This window comes from Nostoc sp. WHI, assembly GCF_015714725.1.
GTDB lineage: Bacteria > Cyanobacteriota > Cyanobacteriia > Cyanobacteriales > Nostocaceae > Nostoc.
Genome location: NZ_WBKM01000320.1, coordinates 1 through 14,265, shown reverse-complemented (window position 1 = coordinate 14,265; position 14,265 = coordinate 1). Strand labels below are relative to the sequence as shown.

At 42.1% G+C, this 14,265-nt stretch carries 11 protein-coding genes and 1 pseudogene; 9 read left to right on the top strand and 3 right to left on the bottom strand.

Annotated elements, in window-relative coordinates; translation table 11 throughout:
- Positions 1–94: 94 nt before the first annotated feature.
- The gene (locus F8S12_RS32540) at positions 95–403 is read right to left on the bottom strand and encodes a hypothetical protein (protein WP_196520408.1); all 309 of its coding nucleotides are present in this window, start codon (positions 401–403) and stop codon (positions 95–97) included.
- Positions 404–1,302: 899 nt separating this feature from the next.
- Here F8S12_RS32540 and F8S12_RS32535 point away from each other — a divergent pair.
- The 7 genes and pseudogenes from F8S12_RS32535 (at position 1,303) to F8S12_RS32505 (ending at position 10,539) form a co-directional block, all read left to right on the top strand.
- Positions 1,303–1,524, top strand: coding sequence for a hypothetical protein (locus tag F8S12_RS32535; RefSeq protein ID WP_196520407.1), 222 nt, complete (start codon positions 1,303–1,305; stop codon positions 1,522–1,524).
- Positions 1,494–3,119: pseudogene (gene glf, locus F8S12_RS32530) on the top strand (UDP-galactopyranose mutase); the annotation flags it as partial. The gene F8S12_RS32535 and the pseudogene glf, both read left to right, overlap by 31 nt.
- Positions 3,120–3,274: 155 nt before the next feature.
- Positions 3,275–5,482, top strand: a complete 2,208-nt coding sequence (locus F8S12_RS32525; protein ID WP_196520406.1) for a family 1 glycosylhydrolase — start codon at positions 3,275–3,277, stop codon at positions 5,480–5,482.
- Positions 5,483–5,558: 76 nt separating this feature from the next.
- On the top strand, positions 5,559–6,077 hold the full coding sequence (locus tag F8S12_RS32520) for a GDP-mannose 4,6-dehydratase (protein ID WP_196520405.1): 519 nt from the start codon (positions 5,559–5,561) through the stop codon (positions 6,075–6,077).
- A gap of 772 nt (positions 6,078–6,849) precedes the next feature.
- On the top strand, positions 6,850–8,184 hold the full coding sequence (gene hflX, locus F8S12_RS32515; protein WP_331001471.1) for a GTPase HflX: 1,335 nt from the start codon (positions 6,850–6,852) through the stop codon (positions 8,182–8,184).
- Positions 8,185–8,198: 14 nt separating this feature from the next.
- A complete protein-coding gene (locus F8S12_RS32510) occupies positions 8,199–9,071 on the top strand; it encodes an isoaspartyl peptidase/L-asparaginase family protein (RefSeq protein ID WP_196520404.1) in 873 nt (290 codons plus the stop codon).
- Between the two features lie 196 nt (positions 9,072–9,267).
- Positions 9,268–10,539, top strand: coding sequence for an ATP-grasp domain-containing protein (locus F8S12_RS32505; RefSeq protein WP_196520403.1), 1,272 nt, complete (start codon positions 9,268–9,270; stop codon positions 10,537–10,539).
- A 254-nt stretch (positions 10,540–10,793) separates the two neighbouring features.
- On the opposite strand, the gene F8S12_RS32500 is transcribed toward F8S12_RS32505, so the two are convergent.
- Together F8S12_RS32500 and F8S12_RS32495 are read right to left on the bottom strand one after the other, a co-directional pair.
- Positions 10,794–12,263, bottom strand: a complete 1,470-nt coding sequence (locus F8S12_RS32500) for an MFS transporter (protein ID WP_196520402.1) — start codon at positions 12,261–12,263, stop codon at positions 10,794–10,796.
- A gap of 164 nt (positions 12,264–12,427) precedes the next feature.
- Positions 12,428–12,622 carry a hypothetical protein gene (locus F8S12_RS32495; RefSeq protein WP_196520430.1) on the bottom strand — a complete coding sequence of 65 codons (195 nt, stop codon included), beginning with the start codon at positions 12,620–12,622 and terminating at the stop codon, positions 12,428–12,430.
- Positions 12,623–12,645: 23 nt separating this feature from the next.
- Here F8S12_RS32495 and F8S12_RS42115 point away from each other — a divergent pair, with 23 nt between their 5' ends.
- Positions 12,646–13,392, top strand: coding sequence for an alpha/beta fold hydrolase (locus tag F8S12_RS42115; RefSeq protein WP_196520401.1), 747 nt, complete (start codon positions 12,646–12,648; stop codon positions 13,390–13,392).
- The gene (locus F8S12_RS32485; protein WP_196520400.1) at positions 13,386–13,646 is read left to right on the top strand and encodes an alpha/beta fold hydrolase; all 261 of its coding nucleotides are present in this window, start codon (positions 13,386–13,388) and stop codon (positions 13,644–13,646) included. The genes F8S12_RS42115 and F8S12_RS32485 overlap by 7 nt, the downstream gene beginning before the upstream one ends.
- The last annotated feature ends 619 nt before the right edge of the window (positions 13,647–14,265 follow it).

Here is a 14,265-nt window from a genome sequence, read left to right as displayed (position 1 = left end):
CTATCAAAAGTAATGAGTACTATCTTAAGCAAGGCTTAGAGGTGTGACTGATTTGGGTTTAATGCTTTTTTTGACATTAAAAAATATTTACTGATTAATTATTTGTATTGTTGTCATATCTCCTTGCTTTAGCGACTTCTATAAACGGCATTTTTTGTTCATGATTTAGCATTTTATCCTGAGAAAAATTATTGAAGGGCAAACAGATATCTACCTCATATAGCCAAATCATAGTCTCATAACCAACTCGACCCATTTCTGGCTCTAAACCCATAGGCATCTCTAGTAAATAAACCCAGCTACCTGACTGAGGCCGGTAATTTTTGATGATGCCTTCTCCGCCGATAAACTCTACCTTTTGACCGCTACGGAACTTAGGTGTTGACAAAACACTTGCATTCATTACTCGTAATTCCTTCGACTAATGGAGTGATAACTCAGGTTGTGGCTAATATGAACCTTGCAATTATCTGTCACAGGTTTCAATTTATTCTCTGTCAGTAGTTTTAATATTGAGTTTGAGTTTTTACATCTAAAGTAAGAGTTTTAATTAAAAAATTACATCATTAAGTAGTAAAGTTTTTAAATACAGGAATTTTACTACTTAATTTATTAATGCTGGCTGCCACCACAAAGCAACATTAGGACTTTTAAATATCAATGCTTGCACTTACTGCACTACCTATTTTATTTGATAAATATTGAGAGAAAAGCGATCGCTTCACCGATTTGCATCATTAGAAGCGATCGCGTTAAGGTTTATGAATTGAATTACGAACAATTGTACACACAGTCAAAATATATATTGTAAAAAATAATACTTTTGATTACTTAAAAACTATCAATTTACATATATTACTGAGTAAAATATTTAATATGAATGACAAAGCAAGCTTATAAATAAGTTAATTTTATTAATTTTAATATTAAAAATAATTGTTTTAATGATCTTGTGTACGAAACCGAACAGACAAGAATAAATATACTTGCATACTTTTATAAGTATCAAAAATTACGTTACATAAATTAATATTTAATTTGATTTTTAGATATTCATAAATATATAGTGCTTAGGACTTAATAAAAAACTAACTTTATATTTATTTGGGTAGATGGAAAAATTAGATATAAAACAGTATCTTGTTATTAATGCAACCAAGTATTGATTATACCAATTTGATATTGAAAAGCAGCAAAATATGTTGCAAGCTTTTGCATGAAGTAAACTTGGTGATGCCTTACAAAGAAAAGGTATTAGCGTTTAGCTAGTCAGAATTAATAATTTAAATAATGAGACGAACTATGACAAGTGAAAAATCTCAATTCAAAAACAACGGTGTCAGCAATGTTATTTCGCCCAAGCAACGTAAAACAAAGCGATCGCAGCTAGCTGAAACGCAATCATCGAGTGCGTCACGGTTGAATTTAACTTCGTCTAACAAAAAAGTTCAATCAACAGAAACCTTTAAAGACACACCTGATGTAGTTTGCTTATCTCAGAAGCACGTCCCGACTGGCATCTAGTAATTATTGGGCCAGTTGTCAAAATCGATCCAGCAAATCTGCCACAGCATGAAAATATTCATTATCTCGGTGGCAGAGATTATAAAGAGCTACCTGCATATTTAGCAGGGTGGGACTTGGCAATGTTGCCGTTTGCGCGTAACGAGTCAACACGTTTTATTAGCCCTACCAAAACTCCAGAGTATCTTGCAGCAGGTAAACCTGTAGTATCTACCTCAATTCGGGATGTGGTGCGTCCTTACGGAGAGTTAAAGCTGGTGCGAATTGCAGATACAGTTTCTGAGTTTGTTACCGCCGCAGAACTTGCAATGCAAGAAGATACCCCAGTCTCAGAATGGTTGAGTCGAGTAGATGTCTTTTTAGAGAAGATTTCTTGGGATCGCACTTGGGCATCAATGATGAAGCTGATTGACTCTGCGATCGCTGCTCGGGATGGTGAAGACAAAGCTAACTCCACAGGTGCGGCTGGTAAACAAGCACCAAATATCATTACCAGAGATTTTGTCTTCGATTACTTAGTTGTCGGCGCTGGTTTTTCTGGTAGCGTCATTGCAGAACGTTTGGCAACTCAAGGTAAAAAAGTGCTGGTTGTAGACAAGCGTAACCACATAGGCGGCAATGCCTACGACCATTATGATGATCATGGCGTTCTCGTACACAAATACGGCCCCCACATCTTTCACACCAACTCCCGCGAAGTTTTTGAATACCTCTCCCGCTTTACTCAGTGGCGCTCTTACGAGCATCGCGTCCTTGCCAGTGTAGACGGGCAGCTTGTTCCGATTCCGATTAACCTCGACACCATCAATAAGCTGTATGGCATGAATCTCAATTCATTTGAGGTGGAAGAGTTTTATAAATCCCTTGCTGAACCCGTAGAATACATCCGCACTAGTGAGGATGTGGTGGTAAGCAAAGTCGGTCGAGAACTGTATGAAAAGTTTTTCCGCAATTATACGCGCAAACAATGGGGACTTGACCCATCAGAACTTGATAAATCAGTAATTGCCAGAATTCCCACACGTACCAATCGTGACGATCGCTATTTTACCGATACTTACCAAGCAATGCCACTGCACGGCTTTACCCGGATGTTCGAGAATATGCTTAATCATCCGAACATCAAGGTAATGCTCAACACTGATTATCAAGAAATTCAAAAAGCTATACCTTGCTGCGAGATGGTTTACTCCGGGCCGGTTGACGAATACTTTGATTATCGCTACGGCAAACTACCCTATCGCTCGCTTGATTTCAAGCATGAGACGCACAACACGAGTGTGTTTCAAAAAGCGCCAGTAATTAACTATCCCAATGAACAGCTTTATACTCGTGTGACAGAGTTTAAATACTTAACTGGTCAGGAACACTCTAAAACGAGTATTGTTTACGAGTTTCCCAAAGCTGAGGGAGACCCTTATTATCCTGTACCGCGTCCTGAAAATAACGAAATGTACAAGCAGTATAAGGCGCTATCTGATACAACACCAGGAGTATATTTTGTGGGACGACTAGCAACCTACAAGTACTACAACATGGATCAATGTGTTGCTCAAGCTCTGTCTGTGTACAAGCAAATTGCGGTTAAAGCTTAAGGGTACTTTGCGATCGAGCCTCCTTAGTAGGGTGCGTTAGGACTAATGTCTGTAACGCACCGAAAATCTAAGATGGTGCTAAGAGAGCGGCATAACACACCCTACAAAACTCGAAAATAACCTATCAAATCAAATATCAGCTTGAGTTGTAAATTATGGCTTCTGCTTTCGACTCGACGCTCAACACTCCTAAATCAAAACTTCCCCTAGAAGTTTGGGCTGGTATAGAGTGTACGGTCAATCGTGTGGGTGAAGAGTATTTTGATCAGTTGGAACGCAATGGTCATGCAACCCGCTTAGAGGATCTAGATTTATTCGCGGAACTCGGCATACACGCCATCCGCTATCCTGTGCTTTGGGAGCGAATAGCACCTAACGGTTTGGAGAATGCTGATTGGTCGTGGGCGGATGAACGGCTGGGGCGCTTGCGCGAACTCGGCATCTGTCCAATTGTGGGGCTAGTACATCATGGCAGTGGGCCGCGTGATACCAGCTTGGTAGATCCAGAATTTCCCGAAAAACTAGCGGCTTTTGCTGGTGCGGTTGCAAAACGCTATCCTTGGGTCACACATTACACGCCCATAAACGAGCCACTGACAACAGCACGATTCAGTGGGATGTACGGTCACTGGTATCCTCACGGAAAAGATGATTTAACTTTCGCCCGTGCTTTGTTAGGAGAGTGTAAAGCGATCGCTCTTTCGATGCAAGCAATCCGGGAAGTCAACCCCAATGCCCAACTCGTACAAACTGAGGATTTGGGTAAAACTTATAGTACATCGAGATTAGTATACCAAGCAGAACTAGAAAACGAGCGTCGTTGGTTGAGTCTTGATTTATTGTGTGGTTTAGTTTCCCCAACTCGTCCTATGTGGGGTTACTTGCGCGACTGTGGGATCAGCGAGGCTGAACTTGAGACATTTTTACAAAATACCTGTCCCCCTGACATCATCGGCATTAACCATTACGTGACCAGCGAACGCTTCTTGGATGAAAACATAGAAAATTATCCAGCTTGGACACATGGCGGTAATGGGCAGGATAAGTATGCAGATGTAGATGCGGTGCGAGTTTGTTCTGAGGGTTTGGCAGGGCCACGTTCATTGCTACTAGAGGCATGGGAACGCTACAATCTGCCACTTGCTGTGACTGAAGTACACCTTAACTGTACCCGTGAGGAACAACTACGCTGGCTTTCTGAGGTGTGGAATGCGGCGCAGGAAGTACGACACGAGGGTGTAGATATTCGTGCCATCACTGTATGGTCGCTTCTGGGTACTTACGATTGGAATAGCTTAGTAACTCGCTCCGTAGGTTACTACGAGTCAGGCGTATTTGATTTGCGCTCATCACGTCCCAGACAAACAGCGTTAGCCAAGATGGTGCGAGATTTAGCTACTGGGCATAAACCGAATCATCCACTACTTGATAGACCAGGATGGTGGCATCGGCAAGAACGCCTTTTATACCCAGCCCTCAGTTGTCGCGTATCTTTCCCATATCCCCCCCTTTCCTCCCCTACTTCCAATCGCCCTCTGGCGATCGTTGGAGCCACAGGAACTCTAGGCAAGGCTTTTGCTCGGTTGTGTGAAGTGCGAGGAATTTCATATTGTCTACTAAGACGCCAAGATATGGACATTGCCAATCCTGCCTCCGTCAATAAAATACTTGCCGAGTTACAACCGTGGGCGGTTGTGAACGCTGCGGGATACGTGCGGGTGGACGATGCAGAACGCGAACCCGATATTTGTTTAAAAGTAAACGCTGAAGGGGCAGCGATTTTAGCTGCTGCTTGCGCTCAACATAATGTAGCGTTGCTAACTTTCTCTTCAGATTTGGTATTCGATGGTGCTGAGTCTAATCCTTATGTTGAAACTGATACCGTTGCCCCCCTCAATATATATGGATGCAGCAAAGTTTTGGCAGAAAAGCTAGTATTACAGGTTCATCCGGCATCGCTAGTAATTCGCACCAGCGCATTTTTTGGCCCGTGGGATGATTACAACTTTGTCACGATCGCTCTACGGCAATTAGCTGCTGGTAATACTTTTGTCGCAGCCGAAGATGCGATCGTTTCACCTACATACATACCCGATCTTGTCCATGCCAGCCTTGATTTATTGATTGATGGCGAGAAAGGTTTGTGGCATTTGGCTAACAAAAGTGCTGTTGCTTGGGCTGACTTGGCACGATTGGCGGCGAAAAAAGCAGGTGTGAGTGTCAGCAGTCTAATTGCTCGTCCGACACAAGAACTTGGTTGGATTGCTACCCGCCCAGCTTACAGCGTTCTTGGTAGCAATCGAGGTGAATTAATGCCACACCTTGACAGTGCAATTTCTCGCTACTTGGAAGAAAGAAATTAGTACAAAAAATTTTAGATTTTGGATTTCAATCTAAAATCCAAAATTTAAAATCCAAAATTATTTCCAATCCCCAATTATGTCAACTATTTTAGTAACGGGAGGAGCCGGATATATTGGCTCCCATGCTGTATTAGCTCTGAAAAACGCAGGTTATGAAGTAATCGTTTTAGATAATTTGTCGAACGGACATCGAGAACTTGTAGAAGAAGTTTTACAGGTAAAATTGATTGTTGGAGATATAAGCGATCGCTCTCTTCTCGATGATATATTTTCAACTCACAATCTAACTGCGGTTATGCATTTTGCTGCTTATATCGCAGTGGGTGAATCTGTCATAGATCCAGCCAAATATTATCATAATAATGTTGTAGGAAATGGCAGTGGTTTTTCCGTGAGGGAAGTGATAGAAACTGCTAAAGAGATAACAGGCAAAGAAATTAAAATAGAAGAACGCGATCGCAGACCAGGCGACCCTCCTATTTTAGTTGGCAGTAGTGACAAAGCAACTAAAATATTGGGTTGGCATCCAAAGTATCCTAATCTGAACGAAATTATCGCCCATGCTTGGCAATGGCATCAACAACGGCATAGGTAGCGACAAAAGATTACCGAAAATGAGGACTGGCTCTAACTCTTCATATCCAAAATAACGGGTTAGGGGTAATAAAACTCCTAAAGTGCCAAGCCCTAATCCTGCTAGTGTTGTGTGTACATAAATGGGGCCAGGAATTCAAGCGAGCAAGTAATCATAAAAATCCATTTCGCCACCGCTCCAATGATTCCGAATATGATAGCGATGTCTACGACGGGCTACGCCTACGCAAAATCATCAATCTTGTTTGGGTGGTACTGGGGAAAATGCCAAGTGGACACAATTCCTAAATGTGTGATTGCTGCAAATACCAAATAACTAGCGCAACTCGAAACAATGGCTGGCATCAAGGCTTCGTAATATTCCACAATATGCTGTCGAAAGAATTTTTGTCTTGACAACAATAGGACTTACGCATTGACAGAAGCAATTAAATATGAATATGGGTTTTCAGACATTTAAGTTTGATTTTTTCACCATTAGCCAGCGATGCCTGCGGCGGGCTGCGCCTACGCTAGTGATCTAAAGCTAGTAGCGAATGGTCTGAAACAACGGATTTTCGTTGATACACATGATAGTCATTTTGTACAGTGCGTAAGTCCTGAACAATATTTTCACCTCTACCTGATGGTAGAATCATGAGTTTTAAATATCACAATTTAATTTAACACCAGACTATACTTGTGGCAGACGAACGAGGACATTAATCTAGTTAATTTAGGGATTAAATAGCAACTTCAATCTCAATAATTTTGATTGACATTGTTAGTTGTAGTTGAGAAAAAAAGATTTTTTAACTTATCTTTTCCCTGATTCAGAAAGTCCTTGGGTAATTTCACCTCCTCTAAGTTTGGATGATATAACCGAACAGGAATTTGATGAACTAGTTCATGAATGGGAAAGAGAAATTGTTGGCGCAGGGGATGGAATATTCCTATCTCAAGAAATTGTCTCTGACCAAGATAGGGTGCTGCTGGTAGGAGTGCAGACAGAAGATGTTTCTGTTCAACGATTTGAAGATGGACTTGCAGAACTGGTACGTTTGGTGGAAAGTGCTGGAGGAATTGTACTGGATACAATGCGGCAAAAGCGCGATCACGCCCATCCCCAAACAGTGGTTGGTAAGGGAAAAATTGAAGAAATCACCCTTTTAGCTCAAAAACTAAGAGCTAATCTAATCGTTTTTGACCAAGATATTTCTGCATCTCAAGCCCGTAACTTAGAACAGGAAATAGGTATCCGAGTTGTAGATCGCACAGAAGTCATTCTGGATATTTTTGCTCAACGCGCTCGGACTCAAGAGGGTAAATTACAAGTAGAGTTGGCGCAACTCGAATATATGTTACCTCGGCTACGCGGTCGCGGTCAGGAGATGTCTCGATTAGGTGCGGGTATTGGGACGCGAGGCCCTGGTGAAACAAAACTAGAGACGGAACGGCGAACAATTCAACGACGAATAAACCAGTTACAGCAGGAAGTAAACGATTTACAAGCACATCGCGGCCGCATTAGACAACAACGACAACAGCAAGAAATTCCGGTTTTAGCATTAGTTGGCTATACCAATGCTGGTAAATCTACTTTGCTGAATGTGTTAACCAATGCGGAGGTTTTCACCGCAGACCAACTATTTGCTACCCTTGACCCAACAACCCGCAAGGTGGTAATTACAAAACCCCAAACACATGAACGCAGGTCAATTTTGCTCACAGATACTGTAGGGTTTATTCACGAACTCCCACCACCACTGATAGATGCGTTTCGCGCCACATTGGAGGAAGTAGTTGAGGCTGATGCCATGATTCATGTTGTGGATTTGTCCCATCCAGCTTGGGAAAGCCATATTGCGAGTGTCCTGGAAATACTCGAAGAAATGCCTGAGATTCCAGAAAAAAGTTTGATTGCTTTTAACAAGGTTGACAAAGTAGATAGCGAAACCTGGGCTAGAGTTCAACAAGATTATCCCGAAGCTGTGTTTATATCAACAACCCAGCACTTGGGTTTAGAGAATTTAAAAATGCGATCGCTGCAACTAATTGACGAAAGAGTTGAGGCGATGCCTGCGGCGCTGCCCGAAGCGCAGAACGCAGTTCCACAAAATTCATACTAACTAAAGGGAATTATATGACACCGACTATCATTGTTCACGGTGGAGCAAAAACCATCACAGACGATAAAGTTGTAGCCAACAATGCAGGCTGTACAGCAGCAGTAGAAGCTGGTTGGGCAGTTCTAATCAGTGGAGGTACAGCCCCAGAAGCTGTTGAAGCAGCTATTCGAGTTCTGGAAGCTGACCAGACATTTAACGCCAGTCTTGGTGCAACTCTCAACAGCGACGGAGAGGTGGAATTAGACGCGGCGATCATGGAAGGCTCATTAAGTTGGGGAGCAGTTGCAGCAGTTCAGGGCATCCGTCATCCCATCTCCATAGCACGACAGATTATGGATGATAAACCCAGGATGCTGGTGGCGCGGGGCGCAGAACGCTTTGCCGCAGACAACGGAGCCGAAATGTGTAAAAAAGAAGACTTGGTAGCTGATGAACAGTGGCAGCAGTGGAAGGAGGATGAAAAAGTAATTGATCGCCCCAACACTGAAGGCTGTGTGGCTTTGGATGCTAACGGCATCCTAGCTGCTGGCACTTCAACTGGTGGTACCACTAAGCAGCAACAAGGTCGCGTCGGTGACACTGCGCTTGTGGGCTGTGGCTTGTACGCTGACAATAAATTCGGCGGTTGCTCAACAACAGGTGATGGCGAGTCGATTATCCCGGTGGTTTTGGCTAAAACTGCGATCGATTTTTTGACTGAAGATCGGCATCCAAATGAAGCCGCACAGATGGCAATTGACGCTTTGGTTTCTAAGGTTAAAGGTGAAGCTGGGTGCATCGTCATAGACCGTCAAGGACGCGTTGGCTGGGCATATAATTCGTCACATATGGCTTGTGCTTATATGACGGTAGGACAAGACAATGTGGCTGCCTTTACCAAGAAATAACTCATACCAATTCGTGATAGGTTCTGATCCGCTACGAATTGGTAATGCGTAATTAATGAAGCCAAATTACATCTGAGTTTTCAAGTTTAAATATACAGCTTTATTTTTTCAAGTTGGTATTATTTGAAAATCCAGGAGACTCGTTTTCTAAAAACAACCGCATCCCCTTTGTGGATGCGGTTTATGAGAGGACTAGATGAATTCAAAATATAATTTTCAATACTTTCGAGGGAATTCTCTTTCCGATCTGTTTGCTGAAGATATCACAGATGCATCTTATGGGTTTATTTTAAATTACCCTGCAACTGGTAGTTGGGCCGCTTATCCCAACCGGAAAAAATATTTTATTCAAGATGGCAGTAGTGAAGCCACTAAAACCTCCTTCGACAAGATTTGTCAGAAAGAACCTTGGAAAAATCTGGCCGTGTTAGGCGATCGCATTGCAGGAATTGTGATTATTCCACCACCAAAGTCTCTACTTGAATACTGGCAAGAGCATTTCAGCTTCAGCGACTCCAATCTATCGATGATGGATTGCTCAACTTATTTGGATGACCTCAGCCAGGGCGAACATTTTGACAAACTCATCACTTTATTTCCCTTTGATCACCTCAAAAGAGAAAAACACGCTGTTGATTCAGACACTCATTACCGCTTACTCAGCAAAGTAACACTAGACGAACTAGGGGTGCAATGTCCAAAATATGAGAGCTACAATCTGCACCAAATCAATCTCGAAGAGATTCAATTACCACAATTCCCCTATTTAATTAAAACGTCGCACGGACTCTCAGGAGAAGGCACTTATATCATCAAAAGCCCCAGCGATTTGAACTACTGCCTTGAAGAAATCAGGAAATATCTTGATATTAAGTTACTCGATACGATTATTGTCTCGGAGTTCGTCAATAATGAGGTGCAGAATTACTGCGTACAGTTCTATGTTAACAAGGCGGGAGAGATAACCCTCATCGGCACTACTACCCAACTCGTCACTCCAGAAGGTAACTATTTAGGGGGACTAATTGACTACTGCAACACTGACATGAGCAAGTTTTTTGAGATGATTGCTGCCATTGGTCAGTATGCTCACAAACAGGGTTATTTTGGGGTAATTGGGTTCGATGTGCTGGAAGATCAAGACGGACAGTTTTATGCGATCGATGCCAATTTTCGAGTCAATGGCTCAACTCCTCTGTGTTTGCAGCGTCATACCTTACTAGGACTGGGAAAAGAAGTAGCTAAATATTCCAGTGACTACCGTATGGAAGGAACGTTGGATTCAATTTTAGTAACTTTAAAACCAGAACTAGATCGCAAAGACTTGATTATCCTATCGGCTTTAGAGAAGGTCAAATATGGAAAAATATACACCGAAATTTATGCGATCGCTGCTGGAGAAAGTATCGAAGAAATGCAGCATATAGAGCAGCAATTACAGGATAAGGGATTGCGAGCAAACCCTTAAACAGCGGCACTGTTAATATCTGGCATTATCAAGTTTTATTTATCATAGGAACTGAAGTTGTTTGCCTAATTTTTAAAGGGATTAACTTTTTTATATAGTTGAGGAAAAATGAAAAGAAATAACTTATAAATATATTTAACCTTAAAATAGGGCTATAGCCGCTTACTACGAGTAACCGATGGAAACGCTATTCGTGATGCTCAACGACTCTATAGTTTGCTGGGATGTTGTTGAAATACATAATTGAAAACTTATTATTCCACTTCTATCAGATCAGTTGACTGCTTCATTGGGAATAAGAATCGGATTAGCTGGCCTAGTGGTATAGAGCGTTGCTCCTGAACAAAAACTAAGGGTACAAGTGCAACCATGCGTAGTAAGCCTGAGAGAACAAACAACCCCAGTAAACCCGCAACACCAGGGAGAGTTGTTAGAAAACCACCGACAGTAATACCCATTGCTCCAGTGATACCAGCAATTGCAGCTGCGATCGCAAAATAACCCGACTGATGACCCAACGGTGCTATTCCCATCATCAAATTGTTGGTACATAAATCAATTGCTGCCCACGTTGCACCAGCTAGTATGTGCAACAAGGGTAGCCAGATCCAAAAAGAAATGCGATCGCTTCCAACTAAGAGCCACAGCAGAGGTGTCACCGCTACTAAGACTCCCACTAATAGTAATAGTGGGCGATTCCCAATCCGGTCGGCCAGTTTGCCCCACAAAAGCAGCATTAGCATATTCGCACCAGTTCCTAAGCCGTGATAAATCGTTACTACACTAATATCTATCTCCAGGTTATCCAGCAGATAAAGGTTAAAGAAAGGAGCACTGACGTTAACAGCAAAGCACCAGATGCTCAGATAAAGCACAAACTTCAAAAAGTTAGCATCTTTAAGGAAGCTAAAATCTATTCCTTGGGGCTGTGGGTGTGATGTGTCTGAATCTGCAACTTTAACTTTTAAAAGTTGCGGGTTTATATCAGTCATCCAGAACTGACAGCCGACACTGATTAGCCCTAGCATGATTCCTACAACCAAGACTGTGCCATAACCTTGAAGGGTTCCACCAGGCCAAGCTGATACTACTAAACCTAGCAGAGGGATACCAACAAGGTTAGTCAAGCCGAGAATACTATTGCGAAAGCCGAAATATCTCCCCCGCAACAGCTGAGGTACTAACACAGCTGACCACCCAAGCCAAGGCGCACGACCAAAAGCTTCGATGATATTAGCTACTAAGAGAATTGTCAGTGTCAACTGTACTACTTGGTATCCAGTAATACGAGATGAAGTAACCAACCAAATCGCTGGTAGAAGAATCAACCATAACAGCCGTGACGAGATGAAAATACACATGAAATACCAACGGAAGCTGGTACTTCGGTTTACCAAATACGCTCCCAGTGGTTGGAGCAGATTCGCCATCTGAGGGATAGCCGCAAGTAGACCAATTTCGACTGGGCCAGCGCCTAACTCTAGCAAGAAATTACTGAGCAACGCGCCGCCGATGATACTATAAAGAACCCCAGCAAAGACACTTTCATAAGTTAATGCCCTGAGACTTTGGCGAACTTCTGGCTTAGTAATTTTTAGAAACAGTTTTGGAGTTGGAAAAAGTACTGTCTCTGTTAATGCCCTATCCTCTGAGATTTCTTGAATGGGGACAGGAGGAAGAGAACTAGCTTCTATTGAAATGTCATCTTTTTGGGGCTGAACCATATTATTTAGTCAATATTTAAAAAGTTAAATTGTTATAGCTCCTATTAGCCACAATTAGCAAAACTTATATAAGATTTAATCAATAAGTTCTAAGGCAATGGCACTAAGAAAAGCCAAAATGCTTGCCAGATAAAGATTACGGTTTTTAATCAATGAGTGAATGGTCAAGCGATCGCTCCCGCATCAGACACAGCAAAATGGATAGGGGCATAATACAGGGATTGCCCAAAAATTTTCTGAAATAGGACTTGTTCTACCGCCTGCTGCCATGCTTCTGGCTGTTGTTGAGGCTCTAGCTTTGCCAGAGGTCGAACTTGTACTTCTGATGTGGGCAAAATTTGGGAACTATTAGTTCCCATTTTATCTGCTTTTTCCTCTCTAGGTGCAGGCGATCGCCTCTGCTCCTACCATTCCTGATGCTGAACTCAAGAAGTTGCAAGACACAAGGGCGAAAACCAAAACCGAACGACATCAGCAGCGCACCTATATAATCCTTGAGAAAGTTTCCTCAACTCTGTGGGATTGCTACTATTACATCACAGTAGAAGTAATTTACCAAGTCATAGTAAATGAGGTTGTGGTTTTGAAATCCCAATTAACTAATCATCGGGTCGATTTACAAGATTGCACTATTTTTTATCAGCAAAGTAGGTTGGAGTCGAGTTTAATCCCTATCCTATTTTTACACGGCTGGGGAATCTCTACTGAGCCTTATCAAGAAGTGCTGAAACTACTAGCACAGCACCATACTATAATTGCTCCTGACTTACCCAGTTTTAGGAGATCAACTTACTCTGGGCTACTTCCCGATTACCTTAGCTATAGCAAATGTCTCCTTTCGTTTCTGGAAGTTTTGGATTTACAACAATTTCATCTAGTAGGACACTCATTCGGCGGAGGTATTGCCATTACTTTATCTACACTTGTTCCAGAAAAAGTCAGAAGTGTAATTCTGGTAGATAGTACCGGGCTTCCTACGCCATCTATCCCAGAGATGATACCGCGAAGTGCAATCGAAATGACGGCTCAAATCTTTCTCCCAAGACGCAGATTGAAATTAGTTGACATTCCTTTGGTTTTCTCCTATAACTTTTTTTCAACACAGGAAATGTCATTCAAGGATTGCTAATTTCTTTATACGAAAATATCAACTATCTGCTACCAAAAATCCCCGCTCCCTGTTTGTTATTATGGTCAGAAAAAGACCTAACTACACCATTAAGTAACGCTCAAGAAATGGCGGCAATTATTCCAGACTCTAAATTAATTACTGTAGAAGAAGGTTTCCACGAATGGGGACTCTGGTATCCTGAGAAATTTACATCACTCATATTGGATTTTATTTGTCAACTTGAGCTAGACCATTTACAGTCCCCGCCCTAAAGGGCTATCCATTACCCGGATCTTTCTTAACATTTGCGAGAGTATTCGCTCACGTTTTTCCTAAACCTTATTCGTTCGTTGTTCATTCTCAATAAAAACCTAATTTTAGCGAGAAGACTAAGAGCTAATTTGTCAAGTATGCCTGACACCTCAGTGTTCAAGATACTTATAAAACAAGCGTTTCAAGATTGTAAAGAAAGATGTGACTAATGGATAGCCTAAAGGATACGCCGATGACTTTGTGAGAAGAAGGGTGTGGGGGATAGGGTGTCGGGTGTAGGGAATACGGCATTGGACGAGGCTTCCAACCTCGCCCAATGCAAGCGCCTTGAAAAAGGCGAGGCTTCTGACTTTAGGGCTGTTGGGGCTTCTTTATAACCTGCAACCCAACACCCCACACCCTATACCCGCCCCAACGGGGCTGGTGATTCTCCATAAAGACATAACCGTTGTCCAAAGATGCAGAGAGATAATCTCTGAATGGTTAATAGACATGGGTCTGGAATTGAAGGCTTCCAAAACACGTACTTAATTATGAGTTTTTTTAAACTTAATTAACTTAACTTTACAAAATCCTTACCAAAAGCTCTGACTTTTCACGTTATGTGGATAAGTCCAC